Here is an 18,442-nt window from a genome sequence, read left to right as displayed (position 1 = left end):
AACGCCATGGCCACCCGAGAGTCGGCGCACGCCGAGGAAATCGCGCTACCGCTCGACCTGCTGTTGACCAGTTCGGCCACCGGCGTGGCTCGCCGGATGTTGCCGGACACGTCGTGGAGCAGGTTCGTGCTGAGCCTGGCCCGTCACCCGGGCGCGCTCGCCGAGCGCGTCGGGACGCTGGGCCGCGAGCTCGTCTCGATCGGGCGCGGCACCTCGGGGCGCGCTCCGGCCAAGGGCGACCAGCGGTTCGGCGATTCGGCATGGCTGAACAACCCGCTGCTGAAGCGCACGATGCAGGCCTACCTCGCGGCGAACGAGACCGTCGACGCCCTCTTCGCCGACGCCCGCCTCGACTGGCGCGACGCCGAGCGCCTGCGCTTCGCGCTCGACGTCGTGATGGAGGGCATCTCGCCGAGCAACAACCCGTTGCTCAGCCCGCTGGGCTGGAAGGCGATCATCGACACGGGCGGCCAGAGCCTCGTTCGGGGTCTGCGAAACTTCATCGGCGACATGGCGTCTGCGCCGCGGGTCCCGTCGATGGTGGAACCGGATGCCTTCGCGGTCGGGGAGACCCTGGCCGCCACACCGGGGGCGGTCGTGTACCGCAGCGAGGTCTTCGAGCTGATCCAGTACACCCCGCAGACCGACAAGGTCTTCCCCGAGCCGCTGCTGATCGTTCCGCCGGTGATCAACAAGTACTACATCCTCGACATCGCGACCGGACGCAGCATGATCGAGTACCTCGTCCGCCAGGGCCACCAGGTGTTCGCGATCTCGTGGCGCAACCCGACCGCGGAACACCGGTCCTGGGGTGTCGACACCTACGGCGCGGAGGTCATCGAGGCGCTGCGCGCCGTCGAAAAGATCACCAAGTCCGATCGTGTCCACGTGCAGGCGTCGTGCTCGGGCGGCATCCTCGCGGCGATGACGGCCGCGCACCTGAGCGCGATCGGCGAGGTGGACCGCCTGGCCAGCCTCAGCCTGATGGTGACGGTGCTCGACCAGACCAAGGCCGGCTTCGCCTCCGCGATCGACGAGGACGCGGCCAACGTCGCGATCGCGCTGTCCGCGCGCAAGGGCTATCTCGACGGCCGGTCCCTGGCCGAGGTTTTCGCGTGGCTGCGGCCCACGGACCTGGTGTGGCGCTACTGGGTGAACAACTACGTGCAGGGTCGCTCACCGGCGCCGTTCGACGTGCTGTTCTGGAATGCCGACACCACCCGGATGCCGGCGGCGCTGCATCGCGACATGGTGCTCATGGGGCTGCACAACGAGTTGACCCAACCCGGCGGCGCGACCATGCTCGGCACGCCCGTCGATCTCGGGGCCGTCGGCACCGACACGTACATCGTCGCGGGCGTGACCGACCACCTCTCGCCGTGGCAGGCGTGCTACCGCAGCGCGCGGTTGCTGGGCAGCAAGGACCTGCGGTTCGTGCTCTCCACGAGCGGGCACATCGCCGCCCTGGTCAACCCCCCGGACAATCCGAAGGCCTCCTACCGGGTCGGGACGGCCGACGAGCCCGATCCCGAGCGTTGGATCGGTTCCGCGGATAAGCACGCCGGTTCCTGGTGGCAGGACTACTCGACGTGGCTGGCCGAGCGCAGCGGTGAGCAGACGCCAGCGCCCAAGACGCTGGGCACGCGCGCGATGCGGCCGCTGGCTCCGGCGCCGGGCACCTACGTCCACGACCGGTGAATCGCCTGACCGGGCACAGCCACCGAGGCGGCGGGGAATGTAACGACCTCGTCGCGGTGCTCGGCCAGCAGATCCGGGTCCGTATACGGTGGGGGACAGGGATCCCGCTGGTGCTCTGCAATGGCATCGGTGCAAGCCTGGAGGTGCTCGACCCTTTCGTCGTGCAGCTCGATCCCGACACGACGGTGGTTCGCTTTGACGTGCCGGGCACCGGAGGCTCACCGGATTCTCCTGCGCCGTATGGCTTTCCGTACCTGGCCATGGTGTTGGGCAGGCTGCTGAAGGACGTCGGGGTCGTCGGGCGGAAATCCGGCCATTCGCAGGTTGACGTTCTGGGATTGTCGTGGGGCGGCGGGCTCGCCCAACAGTTCGCCTTCCAAAGCCCGCGCCGATGCCGCCGCCTCATCCTGGTGTCCACGGGCACCGGTTCGATCATGATCCCCGGCAAGCCCGCCGTCCTGGCGAAGATGATCACGCCACGGCGGTTCCTGGACCATCGGTATGCGGCGAAGATCGCCTCAGAACTCTACGGCGGGTCGGTTCGCCGCGATCCGCACATGATCATGCGACTGTTCGATCGCCAGCTGATGGCGGGCTCGCGGGTGGGATATCTGCACCAGTTGTTGGCGGGCGTCGGGTGGACCAGTCTCTTTGCGCTGCCGCTGATTCGGCAGCCGACGCTGATCATCGCGGGCACCGACGATCCGATCATCCCGCTGGCCAATGCCAAGATCATGAACCTTTTGTTGCCGCACGCGACACTGCACGTGCACGACGGCGGCCACGTCGAGCTCATCGCCAGCGCCGCTGAGCAGGCCCGAGTGATCGAAGCATTCCGAAATGCTCCGCCCGGCGATTGGTCGTAAAGACGGCGGCGTAGCCGAGTGCGGCCGCGAGAACCGCGAACTTGACCAGGGCCGCGACCCGCGCGCGCCGCCCCTCAGCCGCATCGGCGGCGACCGCCACGACCGCGGCGGCGCGCAGGGCGGCCGGGTGGCCGCGCCGTCGGCGGGTGCGGTCGACGAGCAGCGCCGTGAGCGTGCCGTACGCCGCCATGTACCCGAAGTCGAGCCACAGGAACGACGACGCGCGGCCCGCTGACCCTCGGGGCCCCAGCGGGCCATGATCTCCTCGACCCGGGATGCGCTGCCGGCCAGCTCGAATGCGATGATCCCGGGTCCCCCGCTGCGGCGCATGCGACGCTCCAGCACCGGCATCGCCGCCGTGTAGCAGAGGAAGCCCACGGTGGCCGCCGCGAGGCGACGGTCCGCTGTGCGCCGCACCGTACTCTTAGGACGACTCACGTGTAAGACGGCCGGAAGGCCTCGGCCGGCTGCGCCAAGGCCAGCGCCGAGCTCGTGCCGATCGGCCCGTGCCGGTCGAACAGGGTCGCGGCGCCGGTCGCCACACCGGCCGTGCCGTAGTGGCTCTGGGCGGCAAGGCCTAGGAATTCGCCGTCGGGCAATCGGCTCGCGGTGACGGTGTAGTCGGCGTTGATGTAGCGCAATCCGCCTGTGCCCCAATGGGTCAGCGAGCTGGTGATGTCGCCGACGAACGCCAAACGGGTGAACGGGGTGAGCGGGTGTCCCTCCACCATGGGGCGGAACACCCGCGCCCAGGCGAACTTCTGCGAGTGGGACTGCTCCCACTCGCCCGCCGCGATGCCGGGACTGCCCTCGAGCGTGGCGCCGTACCCCCAGATGAGAAACGGCATGTCCGCTCCGAAGCCGTCGGAGTCCGCCGGCAGCGGCGGCATCTGGACCGGGGAGGACCAGACCCGCCCGTCGGGATGCTCGCCGCGCCTCAGGAACAGCGCGCTGGCCCGCGCGACGGTCGTCCCGTTCTGCACCAGCGCCCCGTCCACCAGCTTGATGCGCCGGCCCTCGCGCTGCACCGAGGTGCGGATCTGCACCGGCTCGAGCACCACCGGGCGCAACAGGTCGACCGTGAAGCGGGCGGGCTGAAACTCGGGGTCGATGCCGGATCGCTCTATCCCCCAACCCAACAGGCCGCCGACGTTCTGGCCGCCCATCGCCGCGCCCCAGGGCCCGCGCGTCAGCGGGCCCGGCAAATAAGAGTCGCCATCGACAGTGAAGAACGCCTCGGGCATGATGGCGGAATCCTCGATCGTCACCAGCATCACGATAGGACACCGGATCGTAAGGGCATGTCTGCAGTGATCGAAATTCCCAGTGACCGCAACCCCTTCCCGACGACAGGCGTCTCCCGCGACCCCGACGGCGTTCCGCACTACGCACGTCTGCCCGCGACGCTGCTGGACATGCTCGCCGAGCAGGTCGACAACCGCCCGAACGGCGAGGCCGTGGTCGAGCTCGGCGGAGGCCGGCTGACCTACCGCGAACTGTGGAACCGCGCGGCGCGGGTGGCCGGCGGGCTGCGGGCCGACGGGCTGGGCCCGGGCGATCGCGTCGCGGTGCGCTACCCGGCCGGCATCGACTGGGTGCTCGCGTTCTGGGGCACCGTGATGGCCGGTGGCGTTGCGGTGCCGGTCAATACGCGCTCCGCGCAGCCCGAGATCGAGTTCATCCTGTCCGACGCGGGCGCCCGGATGGATCTCGCGCCCGGCACCCCGCTGCCCGACGGCGAACCGCACGTGACCCACGGGCTCGGCCACGCCGACACGGCCGCGCTGTTCTACACGTCGGGAACCACCGGCCACCCCAAGGGCGTTCCGACCACGCACGAGGCGTTCCTGACCAACACCGAGAACATGCTGCGCTGCCTCGGGGAATCGGCCGACCTCGGCGACCGGCTGCGCACCCTCATCTCGGTGCCCCTGTTCCACGTGACCGGTTGCAACTCACAGCTGTTGATCGCCGCCCGCGTCGGGGGAGCGGCGGTGATCATGCCCGCGCTGAACCTCGACGAGTTGATCGCGACGCTGCCCGCCGAGCGGATCTCGTTCATGGTCACCGTGCCCGCGGTGTACTCGCTGTTGTTGCGGCACAAGGGCTTTGCCGCGGCCGACGTTTCAGGCGTGCGCTGGGTGGGATACGGCGGCGCACCGATCGCCCCGACGTTGGTGCGATCGGTGAAGGAGGCGTTCGGCCGGGCCACCGTGTTCAACGGGTACGGCATGACCGAGAGCGCCTCGCTGATGACGGTGCTGCCCGACCGCGACGCCGTCGAGCACGCCGACTCCGTCGGGTACGCCGTGCCCTCGGTGGATCTCGGCGTGATCCCGTTCGGCGAGGACGCCGGCGAGCTGACGGGCGAGCTGGTGGTGCGCGGCGCCAACGTGACCCGTGGCTACTGGAACCGGCCCGAGGCCACCGCGGCCACCATCGTGGACGGCTGGTTGCACACCGGCGACGTGGTCCGGGTCGACGATGCGGGCCGGGTGTACATCGTCGACCGGCTCAAGGACATTATCAACCGTGGCGGCGAGAACGTGTCCAGCGTCGAGGTGGAGGCCGCGCTGCTGGCGGCGCCCACCGTCGCGGACGCCTGCGTGCTGGCGGTGCCCGACGAGGTGATGGGGGAGAAGGTCGGTGCGGTGCTGTTCGGCGGCCAGGACCGGGTCGACGTGCCGGCCGTGCTCGAACACTGCCGCGCCGAGCTCGCCGACTTCAAGGTGCCGCAGTACGTCACGGTGGTCGACAGCCCGTTGCCGCGCAACCCCGGCGGCAAGCTGCTCAAGGGCAAGCTGCGCGAGCAGGTCCGGTGGGGCGACCCGCTGCGATGAGCCTGCTGATCGCCAACCGCGGCGAGATCGCGCTTCGAATCGTCCGCACCGCAACGGAACTGGGCCTGCAAACGGTCGCGGTGTACGCCGAGGACGACGCCGACAGCCCGCATGTGCACGCGGCCGACGAGGCGATCGGCCTGCCCGGCGCCGGCCCGCAGGCCTACCTGGATCACGCCGAGATACTGGCGGCCGCCAAGAAGTCCGGCGCCGGGCTGATCCACCCGGGCTACGGATTTCTGTCCGAGAACGCCGAGTTCGCCCGCGCCTGCCGGGCCGCCGGATACACGTTCGTGGGACCGGACGCCGACGTGCTCGAGCTGGCGGGCAACAAGTCGGCGGCCCGCGGCGCCGCGATCGCCGCCGGCCTGCCGGTGCTGCCCGCGACCGAGGGCCCCAGCACCGTCGACGACGTCCGGGCGTTCTTCGCGGCCCGGGACGGCGGGATCATGATCAAGGCGCTCGCCGGCGGCGGCGGGCGGGGAATGCGCAAGGTGCGCAGCGCCGATCGGATCGACGACGCCTACCGCCAGTGCGCCGCGGAGGCGCGGCTCGGTTTCGGCGATCCGGCGCTGTTCGCCGAGGCGCTCCTGGATGCTGCGCGGCACATCGAGGTGCAGGTGGTGGGCGCGCCGGCCGGGCACCAGACCCACGCGCTGGCCCTGGGCGACCGCGACTGCAGCATCCAGCGCCGCTACCAAAAGCTGGTCGAAATCGCGCCCGCGCAAGGCCTTTCGGAAACCCTGCGCCGCGAATTGCACCAGGCCGCCGCCCGGCTGTGCGCCAGGGTCGGCCTGCACGGGCTGGCCACGGTCGAGTTCCTGGTCACCGGCGACGATTACGTTTTCCTCGAAATCAACCCGCGAATCCAGGTGGAACACACCGTCACCGAGGAGACCACCGGGGTGGACCTGGTGGCCGTGCAGCTGGCCATCGCCGGCGGCGCGTCCTACTACAGGCTGGGCAACCAGCTGGGCCTGCCGGCCGGGATCGCCTCCGACGGCACCGAAGTCATCGGCGAACCGGCCGCGCGACGCGGCATCGCGATCCAGGCCCGGGTCAACATGGAGACCTTCGCCGCCGACGGGTCCGTCGTCCCGGCGGCGGGCACGCTGACGGTGTTCTCGCCGCCGACCGGGCCGGGGGTGCGCGTCGACAGCTACGGCCGTCCCGGCCTGGCCACCAGCCCGCGGTACGACTCGCTGTTGGCCAAGGTCGTCACGCACGTGCGGGGGTCGTCGTTCGCCGCGGCGGTGCGCAAGGCCCGCACGGCGCTGGACGAGTTCGCCATCGAGGGCGTTGGCACGAACGTCGGACTGCTGCGGGAGCTGTTGTCGGACAGCCAGATCCAGTCGGGTGTGGTGACGACGGGCTTCCTCGACGAGAGGCTGCCCGAACTTGCGGCCGCGGCGCTTTCCCACCAGCACGACGCCAGGGTGGCCGCGGTCGAGCTCTACCCGGGTGAGGAAGTGCTGCGCGCGCAGCTGGCCGGTACGGTGGTCGAGGTGGCCCCCGAGGGCGCGGAGTTCGGTCCCGGCGCCCAGCTGGTCGTGCTCGAGGCGATGAAGATGCAGCACGCGCTGGCGGCACCGGACGCGCTGCGGACCGCGCGCAGCCTGGTGACGCCCGGCCAGGTCGTCGGCACCGGGGACCCGTTGCTGGTCTTCACCCGGACCGGGGCCGGTGGCACCGGCGAATCTGCCGCGGCCACAACGGATCTCGATCGGCCCCGCGCCGACCTCGACGAGGTCCGCGAGCGCCACCTGCTCACCCTCGACGAGGGCCGGCCGGCCGCGGTCGCCAAGCGGCACCAGCAGGGCCGGCGCACCGCGCGGGAGAACATCGCCGACCTGGTCGACCCGGGCAGCCTCGTCGAATACGGCGCCTTGGCCATCGCCGCGCAGCGCAGCCGGCGTTCGGAGGAGGACCTGATCGCCAATACCCCGGCCGACGGCCTGGTCGCCGGTTTGGCGACCATTGGGGGCGCCGAGACGATAGTCGTGTCCTACGACTACACCGTGCTGGCCGGGACGCAGGGCATGCGCAACCACGCCAAGACCGACCGGGTCTTCGAGCTGGCCGCCCGAAAACGCTTGCCGGTGGTGCTGTTTGCCGAGGGCGGCGGTGGGCGGCCGGGCGACACCGACGTCGGCGGGCGGGCCGGGCTGGACGTGCCGACGTTCCGGATGCTGGCCGGCCTGAGCGGCCGGGTGCCGCTGGTGTCGATCGTCTCCGGCCGCTGCTTCGCCGGCAACGCCGCGCTGGCGGGGGTGTGCGACGTGATCATCGCGACCCCGGACGCCAACATCGGGATGGGCGGCCCGGCCATGATCGAGGGCGGCGGGCTCGGGGTGTACCCGCCCGAGGCGATCGGCCCGATCGACGTGCAGCGCCACAACGGCGTGGTGAGCCTGGTCGCCCGCGACGAGGCGCACGCGGTGTCGCTGGCCAAGCAGTACCTGTCGTACTTCCAGGGCGTCGTGAGCGATTGGGCAGCGCCGGATCCGCGGCTGGCCCGACATGTGGTGCCGCAGAACAGGTTACGCGCCTACGACGTGCACCGGGCGATCGAGTCGATCGTCGACATCGGCTCCGTGCTCGAGCTGCGACCCGACTACGGCGTCGGGATAGTCACCGCGCTGGTCCGCGTCGAGGGCGTGCCATATGGCTTGATTGCCAACAGCAGTCACCATCTCAGCGGCGCGATCGACGCCGAGGCGGCCGACAAGGCCGGCGACTTCCTGGCGCTGTGCGAGTCGTTTCGGTTGCCGGTGATCTCGCTGTGCGACACCCCGGGGTTCATGGTCGGGCCGGACGCGGAAAAGGAGGCGGCGGTCCGGCGGTTCGGCCGGATGTTCGTGCTGGGCGCCAGGCTGACGGTGCCGCTCGGAATGATCATCCTGCGCAAGGGTTATGGGCTGGGCGCGATGGCGATGGCCGGCGGCTCCTTCCGCGCGCCGCAATTCACCGTCGCGTGGCCGACGGGGGAGATCGGCGGCATGGGCCTGGAGGGGGCCGTGCGGCTGGGCTTCAGCAAGGAGCTCGCCGCGGCGGCCGATCCCGAGGAACGCCGGCAGTTGTTCGACAAGCTGGTGGCGGCGGCCTACGCGCACGGCAAGGCGCTGCGGGCGGCCACCACCTTCGAACTCGACGACGTCATCGACCCCGCAGACTCCCGGGCCTGGATCACCAGGCTGCCGGGAGGCTGAGGATCGAACCGGATCTAGCTGTTATGCGTGGCCGGAGCCGCAGCCGACGCCCGGCAGGCAACCCTGGCCGCCCGGCACGCCGCCGGGACCCGCGAACTGGCCGCCCGAGCCGCAGCCGACGCCCGGGACGCAGCCCTGCCCGCCCGGACCGCCGCCGGGGCCCTGGTTCTGGCCGCCGGAGCCGCAGTTGCCGTTGGCGTCACAGCCGCCGCCGCCCGGGTCGTCCTTGAACACGACGTGGGTGGGCGCGGGCCCCGTCGCCGCTGGTCCCACCACAAAAACGTCGGCGGTCGCCGTCGGCGCGGCGGCAATCGCCGCGGCAACCGCACCGGCCACCACCATTGGTTTCATGAGGGTCAATTTCGCTAACATGCGTGTCGCATACCACGCCAACACGTGTACAAAACATCTACAGGACACCGTGACCCTCCGAGCGCGGAGCCCGGCCACCACACAGTCACCAACGAGACAGAAGGCACACCGATGACCTCACTGGATCTGACCGGCCGCACCGCGATCATCACCGGCGCCTCGCGCGGAATCGGGCTGGCCACGGCGCAACAGCTGGCGGCCGCCGGTGCCAACGTGGTCCTCACCGCCCGCAAGCAGGAGGCGGCCGAGGCGGCCGCGGCGCAGGTGGGCGAGAAGGCGCTGGGCGTCGGCGCCCACGCGGTCGACGAGGACGCGGCCCGGCGCTGTGTGGAGCTCACGCTGGAGCGCTTCGGCAGCGTCGACATCCTGGTCAACAACGCGGGGACCAACCCCGCCTACGGTCCGCTGATCGATCAGGACCACGCCCGCTTCACCAAGATCTTCGACGTCAACCTGTGGGCGCCGCTGCTGTGGACCTCGCTCGTGGTCAAGTCGTGGATGGGCGAGCACGGCGGGTCGGTGGTCAACACCGCCTCCATCGGCGGCTTGCACCAATCGCCGGCGATGGGCATGTACAACGCCACCAAGGCCGCCCTGATCCACGTCACCAAGCAGCTGGCGCTGGAGCTGTCGCCGCGCATCCGGGTCAACGCGATCTGCCCCGGGGTGGTTCGCACCCGGCTCGCCGAGGCGCTGTGGAAGGACCACGAGGATCCGCTGGCCTCGTCGATCGCCCTCGGGCGCATCGGCGAGCCGACCGACGTGGCCGGGGCGGTCGCCTTCCTGGTTTCCGACGCCGCAAGCTGGATCACCGGCGAGACGATGGTGATCGACGGCGGCCTGCTGCTCGGCCCGGTGTTCGGGTTCCGGCAATGAGTTCCCAGGACTCCACCCAGGACTACGCCGCCGACCTGGACGCGCGGGTGCAGGCCCTGTTGGACGAACACGACCCCGCGACCAGCGACCCGCGCGAGTTCCTGGGCGCGCAATACGACGCGGGCATGGCCTGGGTGTACCTGCCGCGGGGTTTCGGCGGGCTGGATCTGCCGCGGAAGGCCCAGGAGCGCGTCGACGCGAAGCTGGCCGCCGCCGGCGCGCCGATCGGCGGCACCGTGAAGAACTACATCGGCATGGGCATGGCGGCGCCGACGATCGCGGCGTTCGGCACCGACGAACAGAAGCGAAAGTTTCTGCGCCCCTTGTTCACCGGCGAGCAGATCTACTGCCAGCTGTTCAGCGAGCCCGGTGCCGGATCCGACCTGGCCGGGGTCGCCACGCGCGCGGTCCGCGACGGTGATGACTGGATCGTCAACGGGCAGAAGGTGTGGACGTCGCAGGCGCAGCACGCGCAGATGGCGATCCTCGTCGCCCGCACGGACCCGACGGTGCCCAAACACTTTGGCCTGACCTACTTCCTGTGCGACATGACCCAACCCGGCGTCGAGGTGCGCCCGCTGCGCCAGATCACCGGCGAGGCGGAGTTCAACGAAGTGTTTCTCACCGACGTGCGGGTGCCGGATGCGAATCGGCTCGGGCCGGAGGGCGGGGGCTGGCGCGTTGCCACCACCACGCTCAACAACGAGCGGGTCGCGATCGGCACTCGCGCCGGAACGCCGCGGGAGGGCGGCCACATCGGCAAGGTCACCCGGGCCTGGCGAGACGAGCCCGCATTGCGCAATCCCGCCATGCACGACGAGCTGATGCGGCTGTGGGTCGACGCCGAAGTCCTGCGCCTGGCCGGCGAGCGGCTGCGGCAACAGGCGGTCGCCGGCCAGCCCGGACCGGAAGGCGCCGGCATGAAGGTGGCCTTCGCCAAACTGGCGCAGGCGATTTCGGGGTTCGAGATCGAGTTGCACGGCGAAGCGGGGCTGCGCTACGACGACTGGACCATGCGCCGGCCGGAAACCGTCGACCTGATCGGTCGCGAGCCCGGCTACCGCTACCTGCGAGCCCGCGGCAACTCGATCGAGGGCGGCACCTCGGAGATCCTGCGCAACACCATCTCCGAGCGGATCCTGGGCCTGCCGGGCGAACACCGGGTCGACAAGGACGTCGCGTGGAAGGACCTGGATCGATGAGCACCGGCGACCTGCTGTACTCCGACACCGAGGAGGCGCTGCGCGACAGCGTGCGCCACCTGTTCGCCGACCGCTGCCCAGTTGAAGCCGTGGTCAGCGCGTATGACCCGGTGCCGCAAGACTTTTCACCCGTGTGGCGGACGCTGTCCGCCGACCTGGGGGTGGCGGGTCTGCTGGTGCCCGAGTCCCTCGGCGGCGCCGGCGCGGGTGCCCGCGAGGCCGCCGTCGTCATGGAGGAGATCGGCCGGGCCGTGGCGCCGGTGCCGTTCCTGTCCAGCGGGGTGCTTGCGACGGTCGCGCTGTTGCGCGCCGGCGACACCGAGACCGTGCCCCGGCTGGCCCAGGGGTCGGCGACCGCCGCGCTGGTGGTGCCGCTGTCCACGGCCCCGGGAGATCCGATCGCGGGCGTCGGCGTCGCCGGCGACGGGCTCACCGGCTCGGTCACCAGCGTTGCCGGTGCCGCCGAGGCCGACGTGCTGGTGGTGCCGGTCGCGGCCCCGGACGGGCTCGAACTGCACACCGTCCCCTCCGACGCGCCCGGGGTCGAGGTGTCGCCGGTCCTGGCGTTGGACATGACGAGACCCCTTGCGAATGTGCGGTTCTCGGGGGCGGCGTCGTCGTCGATCGGGGCGCGGGTCGGGGCGGCCGACGCGGCCGTGACCGAGGCGCTGCAGACCGGGGCGGCCCTGCTCGCCTCCGAGCAACTGGGGGTGGCACAGTGGTGTTTCGACACCACACTCGCTTATGCCAAGCAGCGCAAGCAGTTTGGCCGCACCATCGGCTCCTATCAGGCGATCAAGCACCGGCTGGCCGACCTGTGGTTCGAGGTCGGGTCGGCGACGGCGGTGGCCCGCTACGCCGCCGACACCCGCGCCCGCGGGGACGAAGACGCGAACACCGCCGCGGCCATCGCGCAGGCCTACTGCAGCGGCGTGGCCGTGCACGCCGCGGAGGAGTGCGTGCAGCTGCACGGCGGCATCGGGATGACCTGGGAGTATCCGGCGCACCTGTATCTCAAGCGGGCCAAGAGCGACCAGCTGGCGTTCGGGTCCGCCTATCGTCACCGGGCCCGGCTGGCCGAGTTGGTGGGCCTGCCGCCGAGCTAGGCGAATCCCTGCGTCAATGGGGTTCGTCGTCGTCTTGGCCGCGCAGGAATCGTTCGGGGTGGTGGAAGCTGTTTGTTCTGGGTTGGCCGCGGTCGAGGTGTGGGGGTGGTATCCATTCGGTTTCGCCTCTTGTGTTGGTGCGGGTGGTCCAGCCCTTCTCGATGAGTCTGTTGTCCGGGCCGCAGGCCAGGCCGAGGTCGTCGATGTCGGTGCGCCGCGTGTTCGTCCATCCTTTTACGTGGTGCACTTGGCTGTGATAGGCCGGGGCATCGCAGCCGGGCTTGGTGCACCCGCGATCCTTGGCGTACAGCATGATTCGCTGGGCCGGGGAGGCCAGCCGCCTGGTGTGATACAAGGCCAGCGGCTTGGCGCCATCGAACAACGCGAGGTAATGATGGGCGTGGCCGGCCCAGCGGATCACATCCGACATGGGCACCAGGGTGCCGCCGGCGGTCAGCGCCTTGCCCGCGGCGGCCTCCAACTCCCGCAGCGTGGCGCTCACGATGATCGACACCGGCAACCCATTGTGCCGCCCCAACTCCCCGGAGGCGAACAAGCCACGCAGTGCGGCCAGCAAGGCATCGTGGTTGCGCTGGGCTGCGGTGCGGTGATCGCGGCGCACCGCCTCCTCATCCGGGGCCGCATCCACGATCGGGGTTTGGTCGTCGGGGTTGCAGGCGCCGGGGGCGGCCAGCTTGGCCAGCATGGCCTCGATCGCGGCCCGCAGCTCGGGGGTGATCATGCCGCTGATGCGCGACATGCCGTCGTATTCCTGCTTGCCCAGGATGATCCCGCGCTTGCGCGCCCTTTCCTGATCGCTGAAGTCGCCGTCGGGGTGCAGCCAGTCCATGATCCGCTGCGCGTAGCGGGCCAGCTCGTCGGGCCGGTAGTGGGCGGCGTGCTTGGCCAAATCGGCGTCGGCGGCCTCCCGGATAGACAAATCCACCTCGGCGGGCAGATGGGCAAAGAAACCGCGGATCACGCGCACGTGCCCGTCGCCGATGAGGCCCGCGCGTTGGGCGGTGGCGGTCGCGGCCAACCGCGGCGCCAACGGCTGCCCGGTCAGCGCGCGCCGCTCACCCAGGTCGTCGGCGTCGTCGATGCGCCGGGTGGCCTCGGCCCGGGTGATGCGCAGCCGGTCGGCCAGCGCGGTGCGCAGGCTGCCGCCCAACTCTTCGGCGCAGGCTTGGGCGCCGACTTGGTTGATCAGGGTGTGTTGCGGGGCGCGCAGCCGCCGCGCCGCGCATTCGAGCAGTTCCAGGGCCCGCAGTCGTTCCGGGGTCGTCAACACCTCAAAGGACAACTCGCCCAACCGGTCCAGGGCGGTGTCGAGCGCGCCGAAGACCTCGACGATCTCCTCACGACTGCTCGCACCCATACCCCCACTCTATCGAACACCTGTGCGAATCAACATCGCCAATCGCGCAATCTGTGGATAAAACCGCAACTGTGGACTAAATCGCGCCGCCGCCGCGGGTCACTCCCCGCGACGTCCGGGCCAGCGCCTCCTGCGGTAGTTCGAGGGCTTTGCGGCACAGCCAGAGCTCTTCGGTGAGGTCGTGGAAGCCGACCAGCGCGACGGTGTCGTCACGGCGCCGCATCGCCGACTTGCTCATGTTGGCCCACACCGTGTGGCCGTCCCGGTGCCGCAGCTCCACCAACCGCGGGCCGTCGGTTCCCGCCAGAGCGACCCAGTGGTCGTCGGCCGGCAGGCGGTGGAAGACGTCGTCGAAGTTCGTCGGTAGCCGCTCGTCGGACGAATAGCCGACCATCTCGCGGAACGCCCCGTTGGCGAAAAGGATGGTTCCGGCGCGGTCGACCGCCAGGGCCGGCGTGGGCAGCCGCTCCAGCACGACCAGCGCGGGCATGTCCCGCAGTGTTTCCATGGGCAGCTGACCCGGTGGCTTCGGCCGTCGTCGTTCGATGCGTTCGCCGTCCACAGTGGTGGGACCGTTGGTAGCCACGGCTCACTCCGTCATCGCGCCGACCATTCCGCTGGCAGCAAATGCTAGATTACGGCGCGTGCGAAAGTCCATAGTCCGATAGTCGAATTTGCTATTCGGCACGTGCGCAATTGTTTGCGGTGGCGGATAACGATATTGCGCGGGGCTTCTGGCGCATTTCGTTAGCTGACACAAGCGAAATTCGGTTGCTGCCGCTCTGCCACAGCAAACACGCTAGCGCGGTAGCGCCGAAGCGAAGAGGCCCGTCATCGCCGCCCAGTGCCGCTCGTCGGCCGCGGGGTCGTAGGGCGGGTTGTCCGGGACCGCGAACCCATGCGCCGCCGGGTACCACTCGATGGTGTGGGCCACCCCGGCGGCGGTCAGCGCCTTGTCGAGTTGCTCGGCGTCATCGGCCGTGAACGACGCGTCGTTCTCGGCGCCGCCGACGTACACGGTGGCGCTCATCCGGTCGGCCAGCAGGTGCGGGCTGTCTGCGCCGTCGGTCACCAGGCCGCCGCCGTGGAACGACGCCGCCGCCGCGACACGGTCGGGAACCCGGCCGGCAACCACCAACGACGTCCGCCCGCCCATGCAATAGCCGCACACACCGAACCGCTCCCCGGAAACCTCGGGGCGAGCGGCCAGGTAGTCGAAGAAGGCGGCGGCGTCGGCGGCCATCTTGTCCGGCGTGATGCTGCCGATCATGGCAAACAGCCGCCGGCGTTCCCGCTCGTCGCCGAACACGGTGGCCATGTCGAACGGGGCCCAGTCGCCGCTGCGGTAATACACGTCCGGCAGCAGCACCGCGTAGCCGAACCCGGCCAGCTTGGCCGCCATCTGGTGGAAGGTGTCGCGCACGCCGCCGGCGTCCGGGAACATCACCACGCCGGGCCGCGGGCCCGGGCCGTCGGGAGTGAACAGGTGGACGGTGCAGGTGCCGTCGTCGGTGGTGACGGCGTCTTCGATGTTCGGCATGGCACCCGTTCTACTCCTGCCGATCGACGCTAAGCTGGCCGCGTGCCGGTTCCCACACCCTACGAGGACCTGCTGCGCCTGGTGCTCGAGCGCGGCGCGGCCAAGCCGGACCGCACCGGCACCGGCACCCGAAGCCTGTTCGGCCAGCAGCTGCGCTACGACCTGTCGGCCGGCTTCCCGCTGCTGACCACCAAGAGGGTGCATTTCAAATCGGTTGTCTACGAGTTGTTGTGGTTCCTGCGCGGCGACTCCAACGTCGGCTGGCTGCGCGAGCACGGAGTCACCATCTGGGACGAATGGGCAGACGCCACAGGCGATCTCGGGCCGATCTACGGCGTGCAGTGGCGATCCTGGCCCACGCCGACGGGTGAGCACATCGACCAGATCAGCGCCGCGCTGCAGCTGCTGCGCACCGACCCGGACTCGCGGCGCATCATCGTGTCGGCGTGGAACGTCGGCGAAATCTCGCGGATGGCGCTGCCGCCGTGTCACGCGTTCTTCCAGTTCTACGTCGCCGACGGGCGGCTGAGCTGCCAGCTCTACCAGCGCAGCGCCGACCTGTTCCTGGGGGTGCCGTTCAACATCGCCAGCTACGCGCTGCTGACCCACATGATGGCCGCCCAGGCGGGGCTTTCCGTCGGCGAGTTCGTCTGGACCGGCGGTGACTGCCACATCTACGACAACCACGTCGACCAGGTGCGGCTGCAGCTGAGCCGCGAGCCGCGGCCATACCCGGAACTCTTTCTGCGCCAACGGGATTCGATCTTCGACTACACCTACGACGACGTCGTCGTGAAGAACTACGACCCGCATCCCGCGATCAAAGCCCCCGTCGCTGTATGAGCACCCTGGGCCTGGTGTGGGCTCAGTCGACGTCCGGTGTGATCGGGCGCGGCGGTGACATCCCGTGGCGGGTGCCCGAAGACCTGGCGCGCTTCAAGCAGGTGACCATGGGCCACGCGGTGGTGATGGGCCGGCGAACCTGGGATTCCCTGCCGGCGAGGGTCCGGCCGTTGCCGGGCCGCCGCAACGTCGTCCTGTCCCGCCAAACCGGCTTCGCGGTCGACGGGGCCGAGGTGTTCGGTTCGCTGGAGGCGGCCCTGGCCGCTCTCCAGACCGAGCCCGAGACGTGGGTGATCGGCGGCGCGCAGATCTACTCGCTCGCGCTGCCGCACGCCAGCCGGTGCGAGGTGACCGAGGTCGAGATCGACCTGCCGCGCGACGACGACGACGCGCTGGCCCCGGTGCTCGACGGAGCGTGGCGGGCCGAGACCGGCGAGTGGCTGCTCAGCCGCTCGGGGCTGCGGTACCGGTTTCACAGCTACTCTCGGCGGTGAGTGCTCGTGTCCGCGCCCATGGCCTGACCTGACATACTCGACGTCGGGGTCGGTCTACCGGGTTTACCAGGAGCTTCCAGGAGGGGAATTTGGCAGTGATCACCGAACCCACAAAGACGTTCACTCGCATGTTCCGGGGCTACGACCCGGCCGCGGTCGACGCCCACATCGAGGTGTTGACCACCAAGCAGAAGCTGCTGCTCGACGACGTGGAGAGTTTGCGGGCCCGGCTGAAGGAATCGGGCGATGAGGCGGCCGCGCTGCGCAAGGAGGTTGCCGTCCTCACCGACACCTCACCGTCGCCGCACGCGATGCAGAAGCGGATGGCGAAGATGCTGCGGCGCGCGGTCGACGAGGTGTCCGAGATGCAGGCCGAGGCGCAGGCCGAGGCGGAGGCACTGATCGCGGCCGCCGAGGCCGAGGCCGAGGCCACCCGGCAAAAGCGCGACGAGATGTTGGCCGACATGGCCGCCCAGCAAAAGGCCCTCGAGGCCGAGTACCAGGAAACCAAGGCGAAGCTCGAGGCCGAGTTGGCCAGCCTGCGCGACGACGCCGAGCAGGCCCGCGAGCGGCTCCTGGCCGAGGCGCGACAGCGAGCCGACCGGGATCGTGAGGAGGCCCGCCGCGCGGTGAACGCGGCGAGCCAGCAGCGGATCAAGATCCTGGAGCAACTGATGGGCGTGTACCGCGACCTGGAAGCGGTCCCGGGCGCGCTCGAGGCGGCGTACCAGGAACGCGACGACCTGCCCGACGGCAGCGCCGTGGTGCCGCTGGACGAGAAAGTCAGCGCCGGCTGAGCGCGCGGCTGACCGCCGCGCAGGCCCGGCGGATAGCCGTTGCGGCCCAAGGATTTAACGAACCGCGGCCCACGGGCCCGGTGACGCGTGCGCACCTGAAACGGCTCATTTCGAGAATCCAAGTGCTGCAACTGGATTCGGTGTCGGTGGCGGTGCGCGCACACTACGCGCCGGTGTTCAGCCGGCTCGGCCCGTACGACCGCGACGTGCTGGACCGCGCGGCGTGGGGCCCGCGCCGGGCGCGGTTGCTGGCCGAGTACTGGGCGCACGAGGCCGCGCTGATGGCCGTCGACGACTGGCCGCTGCTGCGCTGGCGGATGCGGCAATACCCGCACGGCCGCTGGGGCACCCATATCGTCAAGGCCAACCCGCGGCTGGCCGACGAAATCGTCGCCGCCGTGGCGGAACTCGGGCCCAGCACCGCCGGGCAGATCGAGGCGCACCTGGCCGGCGGCCCGCGCGGCCCCAGGGGAAGCTGGTGGGGCAGCCGCAGCGACACCAAGTGGGTGGCCGAGGCGCTGTTTTCCTCCGGGGTGCTCACCACGGCCACCCGGGTCGGCTTCGCCCGCCACTACGACCTGGTGGAGCGGGTGCTGCCGGCCGACGTGCTGGCCCGCCGGGTGGACGACGACGAGGCCATCCGCGAGCTCACGCTGCGGGCCGCCACCGCGCTGGGCGTGGGCACCGAGGCCGACATTCGCGACTACTTCCGGCTGCCCGCGCCGCGGGTCAAGCCGGCGATCGGCGACCTGCTGGCGGCCGGGGAGATCGAGCGGGTCAGCGTCGACGGCTGGTCCGCGCCGGCGTACCTGCGGGCCGGGCGGACGGTGCCGCGCGCGGACCGCGGCACCGCGCTGCTGTGCCCGTTCGACCCGTTGATCTTCTTCCGGCCCCGGGTGGAGCGGCTGTTCGAATTCGCTTATCGCATCGAGATCTACACCCCGGCAGCCAAGCGCAAGTACGGCTATTACGTGTGGCCGTTCCTGCTGGACGGCCGGCTGGTCGCGCGCGTGGACCTCAAGGCCGACCGCGGCGCCGACTCCCTTCGCGTGGTGGGCGCTTTCGGCGAGCCCGACATCTCGCGGCCCCGGGTCGCCGCGGCGCTGGCCGGCGAGCTGGAGTCCATGGCGTCGTGGCTGGGACTGGGCGGGCTCAGCGTTTCCGGGCAGGGCGATCTGGCCCCGGCGCTGCGCGCGGCCGCGCGGCACGCCTTAAGGTGAG

The 18,442-nt window shown here is 70.5% G+C and carries 16 protein-coding genes and 1 pseudogene; 12 read left to right on the top strand and 5 right to left on the bottom strand.

Annotated features, from left to right (window positions below; genetic code table 11):
• Window positions 1–6 precede the first annotated feature (6 nt).
• From OQ968_RS18740 to OQ968_RS18730, 3 genes are read left to right on the top strand one after another with little or no spacing between them, the layout of a single operon-like run.
• Entirely contained in the window at window positions 7–1,698 is a 1,692-nt protein-coding gene (locus OQ968_RS18740) for a PHA/PHB synthase family protein (RefSeq protein ID WP_324680568.1), read from the top strand.
• Window positions 1,699–1,703: 5 nt separating this feature from the next.
• Window positions 1,704–2,564, top strand: a complete 861-nt coding sequence (gene phaZ, locus OQ968_RS18735) for a poly(3-hydroxyalkanoate) depolymerase (RefSeq protein WP_324680670.1) — start codon at window positions 1,704–1,706, stop codon at window positions 2,562–2,564.
• A complete protein-coding gene (locus tag OQ968_RS18730) occupies window positions 2,539–2,799 on the top strand; it encodes a hypothetical protein (protein ID WP_324680566.1) in 261 nt (86 codons plus the stop codon). The genes phaZ and OQ968_RS18730 overlap by 26 nt, the downstream gene beginning before the upstream one ends.
• Before the next feature lie 199 nt (window positions 2,800–2,998).
• Here OQ968_RS18730 and OQ968_RS18725 read toward each other — a convergent pair whose 3' ends face one another.
• Complete coding sequence (locus OQ968_RS18725) at window positions 2,999–3,832, bottom strand: thioesterase family protein (RefSeq protein ID WP_324680565.1); 834 nt, start codon at window positions 3,830–3,832, stop codon at window positions 2,999–3,001.
• A 33-nt stretch (window positions 3,833–3,865) separates the two neighbouring features.
• Between OQ968_RS18725 and OQ968_RS18720 the strand changes: the two genes are divergently transcribed.
• A complete protein-coding gene (locus OQ968_RS18720; RefSeq protein WP_324680564.1) occupies window positions 3,866–5,404 on the top strand; it encodes a class I adenylate-forming enzyme family protein in 1,539 nt (512 codons plus the stop codon).
• Entirely contained in the window at window positions 5,401–8,613 is a 3,213-nt protein-coding gene (locus OQ968_RS18715; protein ID WP_324680668.1) for an acetyl-CoA carboxylase family protein, read from the top strand. Before OQ968_RS18720 ends, OQ968_RS18715 begins: the two co-directional genes overlap by 4 nt.
• A gap of 21 nt (window positions 8,614–8,634) precedes the next feature.
• Here OQ968_RS18715 and OQ968_RS18710 read toward each other — a convergent pair whose 3' ends face one another.
• Window positions 8,635–8,964 carry a PE-PGRS family protein gene (locus OQ968_RS18710; protein WP_324680562.1) on the bottom strand — a complete coding sequence of 110 codons (330 nt, stop codon included), beginning with the start codon at window positions 8,962–8,964 and terminating at the stop codon, window positions 8,635–8,637.
• A gap of 132 nt (window positions 8,965–9,096) precedes the next feature.
• Between OQ968_RS18710 and OQ968_RS18705 the strand changes: the two genes are divergently transcribed.
• The 3 genes from OQ968_RS18705 to OQ968_RS18695 are packed head-to-tail and all read left to right on the top strand — an operon-like array spanning window position 9,097 to window position 12,169.
• Window positions 9,097–9,861 carry an SDR family oxidoreductase gene (locus OQ968_RS18705; protein WP_324680560.1) on the top strand — a complete coding sequence of 255 codons (765 nt, stop codon included), beginning with the start codon at window positions 9,097–9,099 and terminating at the stop codon, window positions 9,859–9,861.
• Complete coding sequence (locus tag OQ968_RS18700; protein ID WP_324680558.1) at window positions 9,858–11,063, top strand: acyl-CoA dehydrogenase family protein; 1,206 nt, start codon at window positions 9,858–9,860, stop codon at window positions 11,061–11,063. Before OQ968_RS18705 ends, OQ968_RS18700 begins: the two co-directional genes overlap by 4 nt.
• Complete coding sequence (locus tag OQ968_RS18695; protein WP_324680556.1) at window positions 11,060–12,169, top strand: acyl-CoA dehydrogenase family protein; 1,110 nt, start codon at window positions 11,060–11,062, stop codon at window positions 12,167–12,169. The genes OQ968_RS18700 and OQ968_RS18695 overlap by 4 nt, the downstream gene beginning before the upstream one ends.
• 13 nt (window positions 12,170–12,182) lie before the next feature.
• On the opposite strand, the gene OQ968_RS18690 is transcribed toward OQ968_RS18695, so the two are convergent.
• The 3 genes and pseudogenes from OQ968_RS18690 to OQ968_RS18680 form a co-directional block, all read right to left on the bottom strand.
• On the bottom strand, window positions 12,183–13,547 hold the full coding sequence (locus OQ968_RS18690; RefSeq protein WP_324680554.1) for an HNH endonuclease signature motif containing protein: 1,365 nt from the start codon (window positions 13,545–13,547) through the stop codon (window positions 12,183–12,185).
• Between the two features lie 160 nt (window positions 13,548–13,707).
• A pseudogene (locus tag OQ968_RS18685) lies at window positions 13,708–14,055 on the bottom strand (PAS domain S-box protein); the annotation flags it as partial.
• A 291-nt stretch (window positions 14,056–14,346) separates the two neighbouring features.
• Window positions 14,347–15,087, bottom strand: coding sequence for a dienelactone hydrolase family protein (locus OQ968_RS18680; protein WP_324680552.1), 741 nt, complete (start codon window positions 15,085–15,087; stop codon window positions 14,347–14,349).
• 42 nt (window positions 15,088–15,129) lie between these two features.
• On the opposite strand from OQ968_RS18680, the gene OQ968_RS18675 reads away from it, so the two are divergent.
• The 4 genes from OQ968_RS18675 (at window position 15,130) to OQ968_RS18660 (ending at window position 18,441) form a co-directional block, all read left to right on the top strand.
• A complete protein-coding gene (locus OQ968_RS18675) occupies window positions 15,130–15,930 on the top strand; it encodes a thymidylate synthase (RefSeq protein ID WP_324680550.1) in 801 nt (266 codons plus the stop codon).
• Window positions 15,927–16,424 (top strand): dihydrofolate reductase, encoded by a 498-nt coding sequence (locus OQ968_RS18670; protein WP_324680548.1) that lies wholly within the window; start codon window positions 15,927–15,929, stop codon window positions 16,422–16,424. Before OQ968_RS18675 ends, OQ968_RS18670 begins: the two co-directional genes overlap by 4 nt.
• A 95-nt stretch (window positions 16,425–16,519) precedes the next feature.
• A complete protein-coding gene (locus OQ968_RS18665; RefSeq protein ID WP_324680666.1) occupies window positions 16,520–17,221 on the top strand; it encodes a cell division protein DivIVA in 702 nt (233 codons plus the stop codon).
• Window positions 17,218–18,441, top strand: a complete 1,224-nt coding sequence (locus OQ968_RS18660; RefSeq protein WP_324680664.1) for a winged helix-turn-helix domain-containing protein — start codon at window positions 17,218–17,220, stop codon at window positions 18,439–18,441. The genes OQ968_RS18665 and OQ968_RS18660 overlap by 4 nt, the downstream gene beginning before the upstream one ends.
• Window position 18,442: the final 1 nt, after the last annotated feature.

It is taken from the genome of Mycobacterium sp. 663a-19 (assembly GCF_035616495.1).
In the GTDB taxonomy this organism is placed as follows: Bacteria; Actinomycetota; Actinomycetes; order Mycobacteriales; family Mycobacteriaceae; genus Mycobacterium.
The sequence above is the reverse complement of the archived record's forward strand: the minus strand, read 5'-3'. Positions and strand labels throughout refer to the sequence as shown.